Here is a 19,139-nt window from a genome sequence, read left to right on the forward strand (position 1 = left end):
GGGGTCAGGCGGGGCGACGAACCGCGCGTAGACGGAACCCGGGGGCGGGGCGTTCGAGCAGGACTTCCCTCCGGAAGCGCACCAATCGGGCGGGTCGACCGGTCGCCCCGCTGGTGATCGCGTCCGTCTCTTCGACGAGTCCCTGCTGGGCTACGAGCCGTCGGAAATTCTGCTTGTGCAGGTTCGTACCGGACAGGGCCTCGACGGTCCGTTGAAGCTGGAACAGGGTGAAGGTGGGCGGCATCAGCTCGAACACCACGGGTCGATACTTGATCTTGCCGCGCAAGCGCCCGATGGCCGTGGCCAGCACCCGGCGATGATCGAGGGCCATGGGCTGGCCCGTCGTTCTCCGGTCCCCGTCCTGCGCCTCGCCGGACTGGCCCTGGGCTTCCGGGATCAGCCCGGCCTCGAACAGGAGTTCGTAGCGCTCCAGCACGCGCTCTTCGTTCCAGGTGCCGCCGCACAGCCCGAAGGTCAGGGCGAGCCGGTCCTCGCGCCGGCGGCGCAACTTCGGATCGGTGGCCGTTTCCATCCAGGACAGGAGCTTGGCCTCGATTTCGCCGAGCGATTCGGGTCGGCCCTCCCGCCAATCCTCCCACGGCAGGTAGCGGTACCAGTTCCGCCAGGACGCCTCGGCCAGGCCCCCGGGCCGGACCTCGCGCACCAGGGCGAGATAGGCGACCGAGAGCGAGTGCAGTCCCCCGGCATCGTCCCCCTGCCGGTCGCGGTCTCCGAAGGTGTAGAGTTGCTCGACGTAGCCGAGCCGCTGATGCGTCTGCCGCTCGACCCAGGCCCGCAGGCCGCGCTCCAAAGTCGGGTGTTCCGGCACGAGCGGCCCCGCCGGCAGCCCATCGGAGCGGCCCTTCGCCTGCCCGCCGACCTGGACGGTGAGGGCGCGCGGTTCGCCATCGGTGGCCGCGATGATGACGGCCACCAGTCCCACGGCCGACGGATTGGAAAGAGCCCCCTCCTGGTGCCGCTGGGTCTCCTCCGCCGTGGTCACGCCGTCCGATCCTCGCCCGATCCGATTGGTCCGCAGTGCTCATCGCATATCGGGGACGCGTGATGAACGTGGAAAATCGACTGCGGACGGGCGGTCCCTGCGTGATCGGCCTTCGAGGACAGGATTCAGCCCTGAGGGCCGGGGAGCGCGCGGGCCGGGTTCCCGACGACGGTCGCACCCGGCGCGACGTCGCGGGTCACCACGCTGCCGGCCCCGACGATGGCGTGATCGCCCACCGTGATCCCCGGCAGGATGATCGCGCCGCCGCCGATCCAGACGTTGCGACCGATCCGGATCGGCCGGGCGAACTCCAGGCCGGCTTCACGCGGACCCGGCTCCCGCGGGTGATCGGGCGTGAGGATCTGGACACCGGGACCGATCTGCGTGCGGTCGCCGATGCTGACGGGCGCGCAATCCAGGATGACGCAGCCGAAATTGAGAAACACATGCGCGCCGAGGTTGATGTGCAGCCCGTAATCGCAGTGGAACGGCGGACGGATCACCGCGCCCTCACCGACGGCGGCGAGGCGTTCGCGCAGGAGATCGCGTCGTATGGCGGGCGTTTCGGCGAGCGCCGCGTTGTAGCGCTGCATCCACGCCTTGCAGGCATGAGCGTCGGCGTGAAGCTCCGCGTCGTCCGGGTCGTAGATCTCTCCGGCCAGCATCTTCTGCTTCTGGGTTCGGCTCATGCGCGGATGCATCTCCAGGTCATGCAGGATTGAACGCCAGGTGCGACGGAAAGGCTCCGCATCGCGGTGGGACCCCAGAGCTTCCGATGATCCGGTCCCGGTCCTACAATGCGGCATCGAGCGATGAAACGAGGACTCTCAGCGTGATCGGACGGGACGAAGCCATCGGCCGGGGGCGGCCGGTCGACCTGCGCCTCTACGGCCTTCTCGATACGGGGGTGTCCGGGCTGGACGGTTCGCGGCTGGCGGCGATGGCGGCCGAGGCGGTGCAGGGTGGCTGCACCCTGCTCCAGTACCGGGAGAAGGCGATCGGGGACGCGCGCGCGGCGCTGGGCCGCATCCGGGCGATCCATGCGGCCCTCACCGGATCGGGCGTGCCGCTCCTCGTCAACGACCGCATCGATCTGGCGCTCGCCGCCGGGGTCGAAGGCGTGCATCTCGGCCAGAGCGACCTCCATCCGGCCGACGCACGCCGCCTGCTCGGGGGCGACGCGCTGATCGGCCTGACGCTGAAGACCGGCAATCAGGCCGACGAACTCTACCGCCTGCCCGTCGACTATGCCTGCATCGGCGGGGTCTTCGCCACGACGAGCAAGGACAATCCCGATGCCCCGGTGGGCCTCGACGGCCTCACCCGCATCGTGTTTCGCGCTCGGCTCGCCCGCGGCGCCGCCTTCCCGCTCGGCGCGATCGCGGGGATCGACGCCAGCAACGCGGCATCGGTGATCGCGGCCGGTGCCGATGGCATCGCGGTCATTTCCGCCCTGTTCGCGCGCGAGTCCATCGCCGACGAGGCCCGCCATCTTCGCAGCCGGGTCGATTCCGCTCTCGCCGCCCGCGGCGTGGCAGCCTAAGCTCCGCCGGCGCCGAGGACAGACCATGACACCCATTGCCGTCACCATCGCGGGATCGGATTCGAGCGGCGGCGCCGGCATCCAGGCCGACCTCAAGACCTTTGCGGCCCTGCGCGTCTACGGCGCCAGCGTGATCACCGCCCTGACGGCGCAGAACACGCGCGGGGTCCAGGCGATCCACGACGTGCCGGCGGACTTCGTCGCGGCGCAGATCGACAGCGTCTTCTCGGACCTCGCCGTGGGTGCGGTGAAGATCGGCATGCTGTCGCAGGTCGCGACCATCGAGGCGGTGGCGGCCGGTCTCGCCCGCCATGCGGGATCGATCCCGATCGTCCTCGACCCCGTGATGGTCGCCACCTCCGGCGACCGGCTGATCTCCGAGGCGGCGGTGGAGGCCCTGCGCCGGCACCTTCTTCCCCTGGCCGACCTCGTCACGCCGAATCTGCCCGAGACCGCGACCCTGATCGCCGAGCCCGATGCGACGAGCGAGAACGCGGCCGTCGCCCAGGGCCGTCGCCTTCTGGCGCTGGGCGCCCGCGCCGTCCTGGTGAAGGGTGGACACGGCGACGGCGACGAGAGCGTCGATCACCTCATGGGCACCGACGGGACGCTCCGTCGCTTCGCGGCCCCGCGCATCCGGACCCGAAATACCCACGGCACCGGCTGCACCCTGTCCTCCGCCGTGGCGGCGGGGCTCGCCCGCAGGCTGTCGATCGTGGAGGCGGTCGCCGAGGCCAAGCGCTACGTCTCCGCCGCGATCGCGGCCGCGGACGGGGTCGCGATCGGACACGGGCACGGCCCGGTTCATCATTTCCACGCGGTATGGCGATAGCCGAAGCCTCGCGCGACCCTTGCGCCGACCCGCCGTTTGCGTTTGAAGTACCGTACAAGCGTCCGGTTAACGGAACGGGTGCGCGGAAGTCAGGGACAATGGACGACCAGTTGACGACGCCCGAGCGCGGGCGGCAGCGTGATATCCTCACCGGTGCGCAAGTGCTCTCGGGCCAGCTCGGCAAGACGATCCAGCGCCTGCGCAAGGCCTACAACCTGTCGCTGTCCGAATTGGCCGAGCAATCCGGCGTCGCGAAATCGATCATCAGCCAGATCGAGCGCAACGAGACCAACCCGACGCTGGCGACAATCTGGCGCCTGAGCCAGGCCCTCGACGTGTCGATCGAGCGGGTTCTGGCGACCAGCGACGAGGAACCCTTCATCGAGAAGACCTCGCGGGCCGATACGCCAATCCTGGTCTCCGACGACGGCAAGGTCCGCCTCGCCATCATCGGGTGGATCAAGACCGTCGAGTGGCTGCAATGGTACGACGTCGCGGCCGATTTCGGCGGCGTGCTCGATTCCGATCCGCACCAGCGCGGCTCGGTGGAATCCCTGACCGTGACGGCGGGACAGTTCGAGGTGGAGGTCGCCGGAACCGTCCAGCGGGCGCGCGCCGGCGAGACCCTGCGCTATCGCTGCGACCGTCCCCACACGGTCCGCTGCATCGGACCCGAGCCCGGCAAGGCGATCATGGTGGTGATCATGAAGGCCGCCGTGATGGAGTGATCGGGCGTAAGACGAGGCGCCGAGATCGCCTCAGCGTCCCGAATTCACCCAGGCGACCATATCGGCGAGCACCCGGGCCAGGGCCGCATCGAGGCCGACAGCCGCATTGGCCGCGTCGACCTTCGACACCGGCAGGCGTGCAGTGAAGATGCGGGCGGCCACCACCTTGCCAGTGCCCTCGGCGATGATCTTGGCGGAGATGTCGACCACGGCCTCGCCCGAACCGGCGGCGATGTCGAAGGCCCGGATCTCGCTGATCAGCTGATACTCGGCCGTGATCTTGTCGCCGGGCCGGCTCACCGATTTCAGACGCCCCGAATTCTCCAGGCTCTGGATCAGGCGAGCCTGGATCAGGCGTGGCAGGCGATCGGCCCATTGGCCGCCGCCCAGGAACGACAGGGCGCCGCCCGGCTCGCGCACGATGATGCGATCCGCCTCGAAGGGCTGGAGGCCGGTCGGCTCCGTCACGACGAACGAGCGCGCGGTCCCGCCAACGCGTCCATTCGGGGGCAGAGCGGCGAGATCGAAGGTGAGCGGCACGGCGCCGCCTCCACACCCACCGAGACCGGCCGCCAGAAGCATCACGGCGAGCAGGCCGCGGGCCTGCGCGGGCGCCGCCCTGAAGCCCCTTGCCGTGTTGGTGATCGACATACGCATTCTGGAAAACCCATCGCTGCGCTGGAGCGCGGCGTGGCGGTAAACTAACCTAGCGCAGGATTGGTGGCGTGTGGCGCAGCACCGTCGGCTGCGGAAAACGCCGATCACCGGTTGCCGTTGTATTCCGGCAACGATGGCTTTCCGCCGAAGATCACCTGCGAAGGGTCGCGCTCGAGGCTCTTCACCGTTCGGTTCAGGGTGTTGAGCGTCCGCTGGCCATCGGTCGACAGGGCCTCGACCTCGCGCCGTCCCGTCCCGCTCAGGCGATTGAAGCTCGTGGCGATGTTGGAGGTGCGCTTGTCGAGGTTCTCGGACAGCGTGCGGAACGCGCGTCCCGCATCGCGAACCGAGATCGCGGCCTCGCGCACTTCGGTGAAGGTGCTGGTCCCGGCGGAGCCCGAGGCCGAACCGAGGAAGCCTTCCGCGCCCTTGAGCACCGCGTCGACGCGATCCGCGGAAGCGTTGAGCTTGGCGGCCAGGGAACGGGCGTCCTTCAGGGCCGCTTCGATGTCGCCGCTGCCGGCGGCGAGCGCGCCGGTGAACCGGTCGGTGTTGTCGATGACGCGATTGAGCTTCTGGCCGTCGATCGCCTTGACGAGACCGCTGACGGCGGGGCCGGCATCCGCCAGCGTCTTCGAAAAGGCCTCGACATTGGCCAGGGTGCGGTTGATCGCGCCCTCGTTGCCGGCAACCACCTTGTCGAGGCGCTGGAGCACGTCGTCGGCGCGTTGCGCGATCTGCTTGGCCGCCGCCATCATGTCCTGGATGTCGGAGCTGTCGGCGAAGATCGTCGGGATTTGATCGCCCGAGCCCGGCGTAAGGGCCGGCGCATCGGCGTTGCCGCCGGAAAGTGAGATCGTCGAGACGCCGGTCAGCATCGCCGAGTCGAGGCGAGCGCGGGTGTCGGCACGCAGGGGCGTGGTCCGCTCGACCTCCACGATGGCGACGACGCGGCGCGGGTCCTGCGGCAGAAGCCGCACATCGGTGACCTCGCCGACCTTGATGCCGTTGAAGGCCACGGTCGAACCCTTGGCGAGGCCTCCGACGCTGCCGGAGAAGACGATACGCACGGCCTGACGGACCTGGCTGCGGGAACCGCCCTGGAGCCAGAACACGAATCCGAAGGCCGCCACCAGCACCGCGAGGGTGAAGGCGCCGATGAGGGCGTAGTTCGCGCGAGTCTCCATCGGATCAACGATACCTTGGCGGGATGGGTCTGATGCGGTGCGAGGCCACACGCCGCGCGTCGCTGGTCTCAGGCGGGCGCATGATGCGGACCCTTGGTGACGACGGCACGTCCGCGTTTGCCATGAAAGTAGGAGCGCAACCAGGGATGGTCGCTCTCCAGCATCTCCTCGATGGTCCCCTGCGCGATGATCTGCCCATCGCCGAGGGCCGCGATGCGATCGCAGGCGGTGTAGAGGCTGTCGAGATCGTGGGTGACCATGAACACCGTCAGCCCGAGGGTCTGCTTCAGCGTCGCGACGAGTTCGTCGAACTCGCCGGCACCGATCGGGTCGAGCCCGGAGGTCGGCTCGTCGAGGAACAGGATCTCGGGGTCGAGGGCCAGGGAGCGCGCGAGGGCGGCCCGCTTGATCATGCCGCCGGAGAGTTCGGACGGCAGCTTGTCGGCCGCATCCGGCTTCAAGCCCACCATCTCGATCTTGAGGCGGGCGAATTCGTCCAGCAGGCGCTCGGACAGGTCCAGGTGCTCGCGCATCGGCATCTGGATGTTCTGCTTCACGGTCAGGGCCGAGAACAGGGCGCCTTGCTGGAACAGCACGCCCCAGCGCTGCTCGATCTGCCGCCTGCGGGCCACGGTCAGGCCATCCATGTCCTCGCCGAACACCTCGATGGTGCCGGCCCGCTTCGGAACCAGCCCCAGAATCGTCCGTGTCAGGACCGACTTGCCCTGGCCCGACGGCCCGACGAAGCCCAGGATCTCGCCGCGCCGGATGTCGAGGTCGAGGCCCTTCATCACGATCTTGCTGCCGAAGCCCACGACGAGGTCGCGGACCCGGATGATCGGCTCGGGCGCGGCGGCGCTCGCCGTGGCGAGACTGGCCGTCCTGACGTTTGCCGGCGTGTGGGGGGCGGAAGCGGTCTGCATGGCCTCAGAAATCGATCGCGGCGAAGAAGACGGCAAACAGTCCATCGAGGACGATGACCATGAAGATAGACTTGACGACTGAGGCCGTGACGTGGCGCCCCAGAGACTCGGCCGAACCCTCCACGGCGAAACCCTCGATCGTCGCAATGATCCCGATGATGAGAGCCATGAACGGGGCCTTGATCAGCCCGACGGCGACGTGATGGAGCGACACGGCCGCCTGCAGGCGGGCCAGGAAGGCGTCCACGGTCATGCCGCCATAGAGGGAGGCCGTCAGGCCGCCGCCGGCCAGCGCCGCGAGTGACGCCAGGAAGGTGAGGATCGGCAGGCCGATGACCAGGGCGAGGATGCGTGGCACGATCAGGATCTCGATCGGGTCGAGCCCCATGACCCGCAGGGCATCGACCTCCTCGCGCATCCGCATCGAGCCGATCTCGGCCGTGAAGGCCGAGCCCGACCGGCCCGCCACCATGATCGAGGTGAGGAGCACGCCGAGTTCGCGCAGGATGAGCAGCCCGATCAGGTTCACCACGAAGCTCTGGGCTCCGAAGCGCTGCAACTGAAAGATGCCTTGCTGCGCGACGATGCCGCCCACGAGGAACGAGATCAGCACGATGATCGGCACGCCCCGGAAGGCGACCTGTTCGATCTGATTGATCAGCGCGGTGCCACGGAAGGTGCCGGGACGCGCGGCGACGCGGATGCAGGCGAGCACGACCTCGCCGAAGAAGGCGAGACCGGTGACGAGGTCCGACTTGGCGCCGACGACCCGCCGGCCGAGATCGTCCAGGAATCCGGCGATGCGCCCGCGCGACGCCGGGGCGGGCTCGGCGACCGGGAGCTTCACTTCGCTGAGGAGGATACGATGTTCCGGTGCGGCCCCGGCATAGGCGACGTGTCCGCCCGCGGCCTCGACTTCGGCCCGGGTCCGTTCGAGCACCCACGCGCCCAGCGTGTCGAGACGTGCCACGCGGCTCAGGTCTATGAGCAAGGTGATGCCCGGGGCGCTGGCGGCGATGCGGGCCGCTGCCCGTTCCACGGCCGCACCCTGGTCGGCGGTCCAACGTCCGGACAGGCCGATATGCCCGTTCTCGAGGAACGCGGCGTCGGCCACTTCCGGATTGGTCCTGATCTCGGCTCTACCCAATGACGCCGCACTCCCATGCCGCGATCATCTATCACCGCGTACGGTTACCGGACGGTCAAGGTTGATCCCGCGATCCGGTGTGCTGGCCCACAAACGTGGTGGTGTGAAGGCCGAAAGCGCGGGCGGATCGCGCGGCGCGTGCCACGAGGCACAAGCCGAGTCCGGCCAGCGGGGCCATCAGCGCGAAGGTGAGCGGGCCGCCTCCGGCCTGATAGGCGACCCCCGTCATCAGCGTGGCGGAGGCCGAGGCGAGGGCGCCGGCCGAGCTCACCGTGCCCTGCGCCCGGCCGCGCGCTCCGTCCGGTGCGAACCGGGACACCGCCGCCATGGCGCCGAGCTGGGTCGCCCCGAAGGTGAGGCCGTGCAGCATCTGCAGGACGATCACCGGCCCGAGCCGGTCGCCGAACCAGGCGAGGCCGAGCGCGCGCACCAGCGCGGCCCCGCCCCCAAGGGCGAGAAGGACGAACGGGTTGCGCCAGCGCGCCGGAAGGCGGCCGATCAGCGCGAACAGCACGATCTCCGATGCCACGCCGATCGCCCAGAGCGTGCCGATCCAGGCCGTCGAGATGCCGTGGGTCGTCCAGTGGATGCTCCCGAACGCATAGATCGCCGCATGGCTCGATTGGATCAGCGCGGCGGCCCCGATGGACAGCCACAGCACGCCGGGTAGGCGCGGGCGGCCACCGTCCGGGTGAGGCGGCGGCGTCGGTGGAGCATCGACACGCGCCAGCACCACGACCGCGGCGGCGATCAGCGCCAGGACGGTGAGCAGGAGCGGGACCGCCAAGCGCTCGCCCAGCGCCCCGAGGGCGGCACCGCCCGCGAAGTTCGCCAGCAGGAAGCCGATCGAGCCGGCCATGCGGATGCGGGCATATTCGAGGTGCCGGCTCCGCCGCACCGCGCTCAAGGTCAGGTAATCGATACTCGGCACCAGCGGCGCCGCCGCCACGGCATTGAGCGCGATCAGGAGCGCGAGCAAAGGCCATCCGATCGCTGCCCCCGCCGGCATCAGCACGTAGGTCGCCGCCAGGACAAGGCTCCCGACCAGGAGGATGCGAGGGGCCGCGATGCCCCGGTCGATGAGACCCACCAGCGGCGCGGTCGAGACGATGCGGATCGCGATCGGCAGAGCGAGCAGGGCGCCGATGACGGTGGGGTCGAGTCCGAGGGCGTTCAGCCAGACCGGCATGAACGGCATGGCGATGCCGATCTCCACGAAGACGACGGCGTACAGGACCGAGAGCCGGGCGGCGTTCGGCTCCGGATGGGCCTGGCGGGTGTCGGCAGAGGCGGTGTCGGACAAGTCGACCGGATCGGGGCGAGGGGGCCTGTGGATACGTCGCGTCAGGCGGAAGCTGCGTAAAGCCGGCGTTAAAACGATCCTGTCAACCTGCGGTGGCTTTGACCCAGGCACCACGTGCCGGTCACAGCACCGGCAAGGACGAGTGCTTGATGTCGAGTTCCCAATCGCTGACGTCGATCGACGTCTCCGAATACGACCGTATCGAAGCGGCGATGACCGAGAGCGAGCGTGGGCGCTGGTTTCTCGACGCCTACCTGCGCCGCAACCGCACCAGCGACACCGGAATTCTCCTCGACGCCATCGCCCGGCTCGAGGCTGCCGTGACCAGCGACCGGGACACCAGCCAGATCGGCCGGGTCCGCGGCGACCTGATGGACATGGCCCATGCCATCGCCCGCACGAAAGCCGAGATCGCGGCGATCAAGTCGCCCGATCAGGACCAGAGCAGCCTGGGCGGGGCTTCGGCGGCCCTCGACGCCATCGTGCGCTCCACCGAGCGGGCGACTTCGGACATCCTGAGTGCCGCCGAGAACGTCCAGGAAACCGCCTGGAACCTGCGCGAATCCGGCTCCGACGCAGCGGCCTGCGACGAACTCGACCGGCGGGCCACCGCGATCTACACCGCCTGCTCGTTCCAGGATCTCACGGCTCAGCGCATCGCCCGCGTCATCCACACATTGCGGTATCTGGAGGAACGCCTCGCCGCCATGATGGCGATCTGGGGCGATGCGCTCGATCCGGTGCCGACGGCGCCCGGCGGCTCCGCGACACCGGAGGTTCCGGCCGATCTCTGTCAGAGCGATGTCGACCGCTATATCGCGATGGACACCTCCGCCGCAGAACCGAGGGCGTCGACCCCCGTACCTCTGCCGGATGGACCGATGGCGGACGACATCGTCTTCCTGGAGGTGACCGATGCCGTGATGGAGCCCGACCGGGAGCCGGATGCGGTGGAGGTGCCCGATCTGGAAGCCTCCGATCTGGAAGCCTCCGATTTGAATGCCTTCGAAGCGGACGCTCCCGAGATGGATGCTTCCGAAGGAGACGCTCCCGACGTGGATGCCTCGGGTCTCAGCACCGGGCTTCCCGAAGCCGCCGCCTCGTTCGACACATCCCTCGATGCCGATGAGGGGCGCGGCGACGCGCAGATCCGGCCGGACGCGGAAGACCAGCCGCAAGTCGCATCGGTCGACGATGTGGCCGACCGGATGAGCCCCCCCACGGTTCAGGTCTCGGAGAAGGCCCAAACCGATATCGCCACGGCCTTCGCCGAGATCGATGCGCTCACCGATGACGAGAAGCGGGCGCTGTTCTCCTAATCCCGAGAGGCCCGAGCGACGCGGCGTCGCGCGCCCCAACCAGCGCGCGCCTCGAAACCGGATGGCTGGTACAACGCCGCCATGGCCGCCCCTCAAACCCTCCACCTGCTGAAACTCTGCGTCGGCCCCGCCAGCATCGCGGAGCTGGAAGCGCGGATCGCACATCATCGCGAAGACGCGCTGCGCCAGGGGCGTGATCCATCGCCGGTGCACACCACCCGGATGGTGCCGACCCGGGCCACCGACATCGCCGGACGCGGCTCGATCTACTGGGTGATCAAGGGGACGTTGCTGTGCCGGCAATCGGTCACCGCCATCACGCCGTTCACCGATGCGGACGGCATCGGCCGGTGTCGGCTGGTCCTCGAGCCCGCCGTAACCGCCGTCTCGCCACGGCCGTGCCGGCCGTTTCAGGGCTGGCGCTATCTGAAGGCCGAAGACGCGCCTGCGGACCTCGATGCCGGCACCGCCGGGGGCCTCGCCGAGATGCCCGAACCCCTGCGCCGTGAGCTTGCGAGCCTCGGCCTGATCTGAAGGCCGCATCCCGGTTCTCGGCTCGAAAAACAGAAACCCCCACCGTCCCGGAGGAGGGTGGGGGCTGCCGCTCCCGGCCGTGCCTGATCGGGGCTCAGGCCCCGTCGAAGCGCCCGCTGGCATGGGCCAGCATGGTGTAGACCTTGCCGGTCTCCGAGGTGAGGTAGGCATCGGCCCGCGACGAGTCGCGGTCGTTCTTCGAGACATCCCCGAGCAGGCGCTCGAACTCGCCCACGTAGCGATCCACCGTGCGCCGGAAATCCGCGTCGCCGGCGTAGCGGCGACGGACCTCCTCGAAGGTCTGCCGACCCTGCGCCGTGTAGATGCGGCGGTCGAACAGGTTCGGCTCACCCCGGCGATAGCGCTCCCACAGGTCCACCGCGGTCTGGTGGTCGATCATCTTGGCGATGTCGCTGGAGATCGTCTCCAGGGCGGTCCGGCCGCGCTCGGCCGCATTCTTCTGCGCCTCGCCCTGCAGGGTCGGCGTCGCCTTCACGGTGGGGCTTTGCGAGCCCAGCCCTTGCGTGCCGAGCCCTTGGGTGCCGAGCCCTTGCGCGTCCGTCTCCGGGTCCGCGTCGTCGTCGAGGGAGGCGCGCGTCAGCAGGTCGGAGAGCCAGCCGCGGTTCTCGGACCCCCGCGCATCCGGGCGTGGGGCGGTGCCGGGACGAAGCACTTCGCCGGTCCGGGACGCCGGGGCGGAGACGACGTTGATCGACTGGCCGGGACGGGAGGCGGGCGCCGGCTTCGCCGGGGCCGGGGCAGACGCCTTGGCAGGCGCGACCTTGGTGGGCGCGGACTTGGCCGGCGCGATCTTGACCGGTGCGGACTCGGCCGGGACGGGCGCCGGGGCCTCGGGGCGTCGCGGCTCCGAGACTTTCGGTGCGACCGCATCCACCGCCCGCCCCGAGCTCTGCACCAGGGTGGACAGCTCGGTCAGGGCCTTGAGCTGCTCGGAGACCACGCGGCGCATCGCGCCGGTCGCCTCCTGCGTGTCGCGCGGGATCTCGAGGACGCCGCGCTGGAGATCGGCGCGGGTCGCGTCGAGCTCGCGCCGGATCTCGGCCGCCATCTCGCGCAAGCCCGAGACCGACTCGCCGAAGCGGCTGGAGGCCGTCTCCAGGACGGTCATCATCTGCTGCGAGGCCGCCTCGATCGCGGTCCGCACGGCCTGGGCCGTCCGCTCGCTCTCGGTGTCGGCTCCGGCGCGCAGGCCTTCGAAGGCCTGGGTGACGGTGGCGCCGGCGCCGGTCGCTGTCTCGGACAGGCTGGCCCCGAGGGCCTTCGTGCGCGCCTCGGCCGACCGCAGGGTCTGGCCGATCAGGGCGTCGAAGCGCGCGGTCTGCTCTTCCAAGGTCCCGGAGCGCTCCTCGATGCGCGACAGCACATCGGTGATGGCGCGCTCGCGCTCGGCGAGACGATCGCCCAGGCGCCCCTCGACGCTCTCGAGTTCGCCGGTGGCGCCCTTCAGCTGGCCCGCAGCGCCTTCGAGCTGGCCGACGGCCTGACGCAGGATCCCGGCCTGGTTGCGGCCGATCTCGTTGAGCGCGCGACCGCGATCGTCGAGGGATGCGGTCAGCTCCGCCGCATCCTGCAGCGCCCCTTCGGCGACCGCCTTGAGCTGCGCGACCTGCTCGGCCACGCCGGTGCTGGCGCGCTCGGTCTCGCTGGCGATCGCCGAAAGCCCTTCGCGGATGTCGGCGATGCGACCCGACAGGCCCGCCTCGATCCGCCCGAGGTTTTCACCCGTTCCGGCCAGCAATTCCCTGAGGCCGTCATTCGACCCGTCGATCCGCTCCAGGACCTTGTAGAGGTCGCCGCGCATCTGATCGTTGGCGTTGGTGAGCGCCGCGATCGCCCGCGCCGCACCGCCGTCGATGACCGACAGCAGGGCCTCGGCGGAGGCCCGGGACTGGGCCGCCAGGGCGTCCGTCCGCTCGCGGATGGCTGCGACCAGCGGGGCGCCGCTCTCGTTCAGGGCCCGCTCGATGGCGTCGCCGCGCAGGGTCAGAGCCTCGGCCAGCTGCGCCGCCGGCCCGTCCACGATCTCGCGCAGGCGCTCCGACTGGTCGGTGAGCGCGGTGACGACGGCCTTGCCGCGTCCGTCCAGGGTGTCGAGGAGAGCGCCGCCGCCCTCCTCGATGGCGCGCGTGATCGTCTCGGCGCTCTCGGCCAGACGCCGGGCGAGAGACTGCCCGCGGGCTTCGACCAGACCCGCCAGCGCCGTCGAGCGCCGGTCGAACGCCTCCGTCATGGCGCCGGTGCGGCTGTCGAGCAGGGACGCCACGGCCTCGTTGCGCTGATCGAGCGTCGCGGCCAGGGCCTGACTGTGGGCTTCGGCCAGGGTGGCGTGACGCGCGACACGCTCGTCGAGCGCCGTGAGCATCGCCGCGGTGCGCTCGTCGACCAGGGTCGCATAGGCATCCTGGCGATCGTCGAAGGCCGAGGCCAGGGCGTCGCCGCGCGAGGCGACGAGGGTCGCAAACACCTTCATCCGGCTGTCGATGCGGCTGGTGAAGGCGTCGGCGCGGCTGTCGACCGCTTCCACCAGGGCATTGCCCTGCGTGTCGATGGTGCGGGAGAGTTCGGTGGCCCGGGCTTCCACGAGGGCATCGAGGGCCGACAGGCGCTCGTCGAACAGCGTGGCGAGGGCGCGGCCGCGGATCTCGGCCTGCTCCGCGAGACCGTCCGCCCGATGCTCCACGGTCTCGTCGAGGGTCCGCAACTGCGTATCGAACACCGAGGCCAGGTGCCGGACCCGCTCGTCGACCCGGTCGGTGAGCGTGCCGGTACGACCGTCAACAACCTGCGTGAGCGTGGTGAGGCGCTCGTCGAGGATCGCCACGAGAGTCCGGGTCCGGTCGTCCGTCTGGGCCACCAGGGAGGTCGCCCGATCCTCGACCAGATGGTCGAGATTGCGCAGCCGCTCCTCGAACAGCGAGACGAGGGTGTGGGTGAGGGCTTCGGCCTGCTGGCGCAGAGCGCGCGCCCGCTCGTCGACGAGCTGATCGAGGTGCTCGACCCGCGTGTCCATGAGCGAGACCAGCGCCTTGGCGCGGGCATCGACCTCGTCCGACAACGTGCCGGTGCGATGGTCGACCAGTCGGTCGAGGGCGCCGATCCGCTCGTCGAACAGCGTCGTCAGGCCGCGCGTCCGGGCCTCGACCCGATCGGTCAAAGCGTCCGTGCGGGTGTCGACCACCGAATCGAGGGTGCTCAGAACCTCGTCGAACAGGCTGCGCAGGCCGTGGGTCCGCGCGTCCAGGGCCTGATTCAGATGGGCGCCGCGACCGCCGATGATCTCATCCAGGGCGCCGATGCGCTCAGCGAGGAGATTGGCGAGGATCTCGGTCCGGTTCTCCAGGGTCTCGGTGAGGGTCGCGCCGCGGTGGTCGACGAGCTGGCCGAGGATGTTGATGCGATGGTCGAACAGGTTGGCCAGGGCCCGCGTCCGCTCGTCCACGGCCTGTGCCATCTCCCCGCTGCGGCGATCGGTGAGTTCGTCCAGGGCACCGATGCGCTGGTCGAAGGTCTCCGCCAGCGCCCGTGTGCGCGCCTCGACGGCGTCGGACAGAGTGCCGCCACGGCGATCCACCACTTCGTCGAGGTGTTCGATGCGCTCCTCGAAGAGCGTGGCCAGGGCCTGGGTGCGGGCCTCCACGGCCTCGGCCGCGCTGCCGAGGCTCGCCGTGATGGTGTCGACCAGGGCGCGGCCACGCTGATCGAGCGTGTCGTGCAGCGGAGTGAGGCGGTCGCTGAAGCTGGAGCCCAGGCTGTTGGCGTGGGTGTCGAGCAGAGCGCGGATCTCGCCGGTCCGGTCGTCGAGGAGCTGGTGAACGGTGCGAACGCCCTCGTCGAGCAGCGAACTGATGTCGAGGGTGCGGCGATCCAGGGTCGAGCCGAGGCGGCCTTCGCCGTCGGTGAGCTGGCGATCCGCCTCCGCCACCATCTCGCGCAGGCGGGCCAGGATCGACTCGCCGCGCTGCTCCAGCACCTCGCCGAGCGAGTTGCTGCCGAGATCGAACAGGCGCGCCAGTTCGGTGATCCGGCCGCCCAGGGCGCCGAACACGGCCCGGCCCTTCTCGTCGAGCTCCGAGCCCATCGCCGCCGTACGGGCGTCGATGAGGCGGACGAGTTCGTCGGCGCGCTCGGCGAAGGCCTGGCGGATGGCGCCGGCCTGGGTGTCGAGGGCCGTGTTGGCGCCGTCGGTCCGGGCGACGATCATGTCCACGAGTTCGCGGGTGCGGTTGGCGAGATCCTCGTCCACGGCCCGGGTGCGGCTCTCGATCAGGCGGATCGCTTCGAAGGCCTGCGCCCCGAAGGATTCCTCGATCAGGCGGCTGCGCTCTTCGAGCGCGGTACCGATCGCCTCCAGGCGCCCGAGCACGCCGGCATCGAAGCGCCCGGCCCCCTCGTCGAGGCGGCGGGACAATTCGAGGGTCTGCTCGTCGAGGCGGCGGGCGATCTCGGCGGAGCGCTCGCCGAGCACGTCGCCGAGATCGGCGCTGCGCTGCGCGAGATCGAGCGCCATGGTGTCGGCGCGGGCATCGAGGGTCTGGACAAGGTCGCGGCCGCTCTCGACCATGACGCGCGCCATCTCGGCGGTGCGCACGATCAGCGCTTCGTTGAGGGCCGTGGCGCGGCCGCCGAGATGGCCGTCGATCTGGGCCACCAGATTGGCAAAGGTCTCGCCGATCTCGGTGGAGCGACGGTTCGAACGCTCCTCGAGGGCGCCGAGCTGGCTTTCCACGGCCGCCTGCGCTTCGCGCGTCCGCTCGGCGATGCGGTCGGCGACGGCGTTGCCCTGCACGGTGATGACGCGGTCCATCTCCTCCAGCCGCCCGGAGACGGATTCGGTGAGGGCGGCGGTGTCGCGCGAGATGCGGTCGGCGAGGATGTCGCCGCGGGCGATGGTTTCCTGAAGGGTGGCGAGCCGATCGTTGAGAACGCGGTCGATGGCCTGCACACGCGTCTCGGTGGTGTCGGCAAAGCTCGCACCGGTCTGGCTCAGCGCATCGTTGACGCGGGCCCCCTGAGCGGTGACGGCCAGCACGATGTCGCGGCCGGTATTCGCGAGCTGGGCCTGAGCCTCCTGGGCCTGGGCGGCAATCAGCTCGCCGAGGGTCTGGCCATGGCTTCCGAAGGCGGATTCGACGTCGCGAACCCGGGCGGTGAGATCGCCGCCCAGACCATCGGCCGCACGGGCGATCAGGCCGGCCGCTTCCTCGGCGCGCCGGACCAGTTCGTCGTTGACCGCGTCGAGCGTGGTCCGAAGGGCCTCAATCGAAGCCGTCGCGCGGGCGCCCACGGCGCCGCCGACGCTATCGGCGGCATGGCGCAGGAGTTCGGCGGCCTCGGCCGTCCGAGCCGCCAGATCCGCCGAGGTGGCGGAAAGCCGGTTCTCGAAGATCTGAACGGCTTCGACGGTACGGGCTTCGAGTTCGCCCGTGGCGCTCGCCGAGGCGCGACGCAGGGCCTGCGAGGCTTCGGTCGTGCTGGCGCCGAGGGAAACGGTGGTCTCTTCGGCGCTGCGCCGGAAGGTTTCGGCGGCCTCCGAGGTCCGGCTGCCGATCTGCTCGTCGAGCGTCGCGGCGGTCGAACGCAGGCTTTCGAGGGCGCCGAGGGTCCGCGTCTCGAAGGCCTGACCGAGCCCGCTCAGGGCGCCGTCGAGAACCTCCGTCGCCTCCTGGGTCCGATGGCGGATGAGATCGCTGACCCGATCACCCGTGGCGCCGAGGGTGGCTTCCAAAGACTGCCCCTCGACGGAGACCGTTTGATGCAGGCGGTTCGCGACCGACTCGATGCGGTCGGCCAGGGCGCCGCCGTGCTGGTCGAGGCCGGTGGCAATGCCTTCGACGGACCGGAGCAGGGTTTCGCGCAGGGCGTCCGCCCGCGTGCCGAAGGTCTCGACGATGGCGCTCGCCGCGAGGGCCAGCCCCGCCTGCGTATCGCGGCCGCGCGTCTCGAACAGGTTCGAGATTTCGGAGCCATGGACCGTGATGGTCTCGTGCAGACGTTCCGCCGCCGTCTCGATGCGTCCGGCCAGGGTCCCGCCGTGATTGTCGATGCCGGACGCGATGTTCTCCACCGACCGCATCAGGTCGTCGCGCACGCCTTCGGCGCGGTTCGCGAAGGTCTCGACCACGGCGCTCGCCGCCAGGGCGAGGCTGGCCTGGGCCTCGCGGCCCCGGGTCTCGATCAGGTCCGACACCTCGGTGCCCGCCGTCTCGATCTCGCTGCGCAGAGCGGCGCCACGGGCGGTGATCTCCTGAGTCAGGGCCGCGCCGGTCTCGGCGAAGCGGGCGGTGATCTCGCCGCCGGTGGTGGAGAACTGCGCCGTCAATTCGGAGCCGCGCGTGAGGAACGCGTTTTCCAGGCCGCGGGTGGATTGCTCGAAGGTCTCGCGAACCTCGCCGCCCTGGCGGTTGAGGGCTTCGATGACCTCGGAGCCGGTCTGGGCCAGGGTACGGGCGACCTGCCCGGCGTTTTCCGCCAGCGTGGTGGTGAGGATGCCGCCGGTGCGCTCGAAGGCGCGGGTGACTTCCTCGGCCCGGGTCTCCAGGGACTGGGTCAGGGCCGTGCCGACCTCCGCGAGGTTGCCGCGCACGCCCTCGCTGGTCGATGCCAGGCGCTGAACGAGATCGTCGCCACGGCCGGAGACCAGTTCGACGACGCGGTCGCCCGCCTCGCCGAGGGCCGCCGTGATCGCGTCGCCGCGCTCGCCGAGCGCCGAGGTGATCGCTTCGCCGCGCGCGTCCAGGGCGGTGGTGACCCGGTCGCCCGCGCCGTTCACCGCCGACACGATGCGCTCGGCTGCGCCGTCGAGCTCCGCCGTCAGGCTCTGATGCGTACCCGTGATGGCCCCGCGGACGCGCTCGGCATTGGCGATGATCGATTCCCGCTGGGCGATCAGCTCGTCGACCAGGGAGCGGATGCGGATCTCGTTGTCGGAATAGGCACGCTCCAGGGTGGCGATCTCGCCGCGCACCAGGGTTTCGAGCTCGCCGGCGCGCGCCAGGGCCCGCTCGACGCCGTCACCGACCGCCGCCACCTCGCGACGGACCGTCTGCGACATGGTGAGCACCGCGTCGGTGGAGAAATTCTCGGGCTCCGCGAGCCGGATCGCGACCTCGCCCACGGCGCGGGCGACGAGGCGCATTTCCTGGGCGCGGACCGCCAGCATGGCCATGATGGCGAACAGGACGACGGGGCCGACCAGCGTCGTCGCCGCAACGGCGCTCTGGATCGCGGTCAGGCCCTGGAAGAAGCCGCGCAGATCACCGCCGGACTGGCTCCAGGCGAGACCCAGCAGGCCGGCGATCCAGAGCGCTCCGGCGCCCGCCGCCACGAGGTAGGGGGCGCCCGACGGACGGACACGCAGGGTCTGTTGCAGGATGCCGATGTTCTGCCGGTCGTCGTTGGCGACCATGGAGCGGTCGGGCGGCAGCAGGCCGCCCTCCCGGCGCGGCCGGTTCCGGTCCGGCGGCGGCAGGTCGGAAGCCAGGGGCTGGTCGAGATCGAGGCGGGGCGGAGCCAGGCGTCCGGTGGGATCGCGCAAAGGATCGCCGTCGCCGACGTCGGGGAGCCGCGGCTCGACCCGCGATGCGTCGTCGCCCTGGGCGAACGCGTCGAGGTTGAGAGCCTGCTCGATCGCCGACAAAGCCGCCTCGGCCGGGTCCTTGAGCTTCTTTTCCGTGGCCATACAACGCCTCGTTACGCGTATCCCGACCGCCGGCCGCACCCGACGATCAAGGTTACTTTTACCAATTTACCAAGGAACTTTAGACTTTGGCACAGGGCTCGGATACCCGAGCCCGCCGCGGCGCCCAAAAAACCTTAACGGAATGGTTACCAAGCCAGGGGCCGGCGCCGCTCCGTCGTCTTTCCGCATGATGCCTCAACGCTTAAACGGAAGCGAACGGCCCCGAGCCTGAGCTGTGGATAGCCGGGAGGGCGCACAGGCGCG

General features: G+C 70.1%; 13 protein-coding genes. 5 read left to right on the top strand and 8 right to left on the bottom strand.

From position 1 onward, the window contains the following. Positions 1-4: 4 nt before the first annotated feature. Both ASF57_RS20000 and ASF57_RS20005 read right to left on the bottom strand, forming a co-directional pair. Complete coding sequence (locus ASF57_RS20000) at positions 5-1,003, bottom strand: hypothetical protein (protein WP_056486580.1); 999 nt, start codon at positions 1,001-1,003, stop codon at positions 5-7. A gap of 125 nt (positions 1,004-1,128) precedes the next feature. Further along, a complete protein-coding gene (locus ASF57_RS20005) occupies positions 1,129-1,692 on the bottom strand; it encodes a sugar O-acetyltransferase (RefSeq protein ID WP_056486751.1) in 564 nt (187 codons plus the stop codon). A 143-nt stretch (positions 1,693-1,835) separates the two neighbouring features. Between ASF57_RS20005 and thiE the strand changes: the two genes are divergently transcribed. From thiE to ASF57_RS20020, 3 genes are all read left to right on the top strand, one after another. Continuing rightward, a complete protein-coding gene (gene thiE, locus ASF57_RS20010) occupies positions 1,836-2,546 on the top strand; it encodes a thiamine phosphate synthase (RefSeq protein WP_056486753.1) in 711 nt (236 codons plus the stop codon). Between the two features lie 25 nt (positions 2,547-2,571). Then, positions 2,572-3,378, top strand: coding sequence for a bifunctional hydroxymethylpyrimidine kinase/phosphomethylpyrimidine kinase (gene thiD, locus ASF57_RS20015; protein ID WP_056486582.1), 807 nt, complete (start codon positions 2,572-2,574; stop codon positions 3,376-3,378). Positions 3,379-3,476: 98 nt separating this feature from the next. Beyond that, positions 3,477-4,106, top strand: coding sequence for an XRE family transcriptional regulator (locus ASF57_RS20020; protein ID WP_056188490.1), 630 nt, complete (start codon positions 3,477-3,479; stop codon positions 4,104-4,106). 30 nt (positions 4,107-4,136) lie between these two features. On the opposite strand, the gene ASF57_RS20025 is transcribed toward ASF57_RS20020, so the two are convergent. From ASF57_RS20025 to ASF57_RS20045, 5 genes are all read right to left on the bottom strand, one after another. Then, positions 4,137-4,688: an ABC-type transport auxiliary lipoprotein family protein gene (locus ASF57_RS20025; RefSeq protein ID WP_244477042.1), complete on the bottom strand. Its 552-nt coding sequence runs from the start codon at positions 4,686-4,688 to the stop codon at positions 4,137-4,139. A gap of 179 nt (positions 4,689-4,867) precedes the next feature. Next, the gene (locus ASF57_RS20030) at positions 4,868-5,950 is read right to left on the bottom strand and encodes an MlaD family protein (protein ID WP_056188485.1); all 1,083 of its coding nucleotides are present in this window, start codon (positions 5,948-5,950) and stop codon (positions 4,868-4,870) included. A gap of 68 nt (positions 5,951-6,018) precedes the next feature. Next, a complete protein-coding gene (locus ASF57_RS20035) occupies positions 6,019-6,741 on the bottom strand; it encodes an ABC transporter ATP-binding protein (protein WP_348528145.1) in 723 nt (240 codons plus the stop codon). Between the two features lie 136 nt (positions 6,742-6,877). After that, positions 6,878-7,987 (bottom strand): MlaE family lipid ABC transporter permease subunit, encoded by a 1,110-nt coding sequence (locus ASF57_RS20040; RefSeq protein WP_244477034.1) that lies wholly within the window; start codon positions 7,985-7,987, stop codon positions 6,878-6,880. A gap of 88 nt (positions 7,988-8,075) precedes the next feature. Then, complete coding sequence (locus tag ASF57_RS20045; RefSeq protein ID WP_082504209.1) at positions 8,076-9,323, bottom strand: MFS transporter; 1,248 nt, start codon at positions 9,321-9,323, stop codon at positions 8,076-8,078. A 149-nt stretch (positions 9,324-9,472) separates the two neighbouring features. Here ASF57_RS20045 and ASF57_RS20050 point away from each other — a divergent pair, with 149 nt between their 5' ends. Both ASF57_RS20050 and ASF57_RS20055 read left to right on the top strand, forming a co-directional pair. Next, complete coding sequence (locus ASF57_RS20050; protein WP_056486756.1) at positions 9,473-10,642, top strand: hypothetical protein; 1,170 nt, start codon at positions 9,473-9,475, stop codon at positions 10,640-10,642. Positions 10,643-10,723: 81 nt separating this feature from the next. Beyond that, a complete protein-coding gene (locus ASF57_RS20055; RefSeq protein WP_056486589.1) occupies positions 10,724-11,176 on the top strand; it encodes a DUF1489 domain-containing protein in 453 nt (150 codons plus the stop codon). A gap of 94 nt (positions 11,177-11,270) precedes the next feature. Here ASF57_RS20055 and ASF57_RS20060 read toward each other — a convergent pair whose 3' ends face one another. Further along, positions 11,271-18,875, bottom strand: a complete 7,605-nt coding sequence (locus tag ASF57_RS20060; protein WP_056486591.1) for a hypothetical protein — start codon at positions 18,873-18,875, stop codon at positions 11,271-11,273. Between the last annotated feature and the right edge of the window lie 264 nt (positions 18,876-19,139).

Origin of the sequence: Methylobacterium sp. Leaf117, from assembly GCF_001422985.1 — a bacterium.
Lineage (GTDB): Bacteria > Pseudomonadota > Alphaproteobacteria > Rhizobiales > Beijerinckiaceae > Methylobacterium.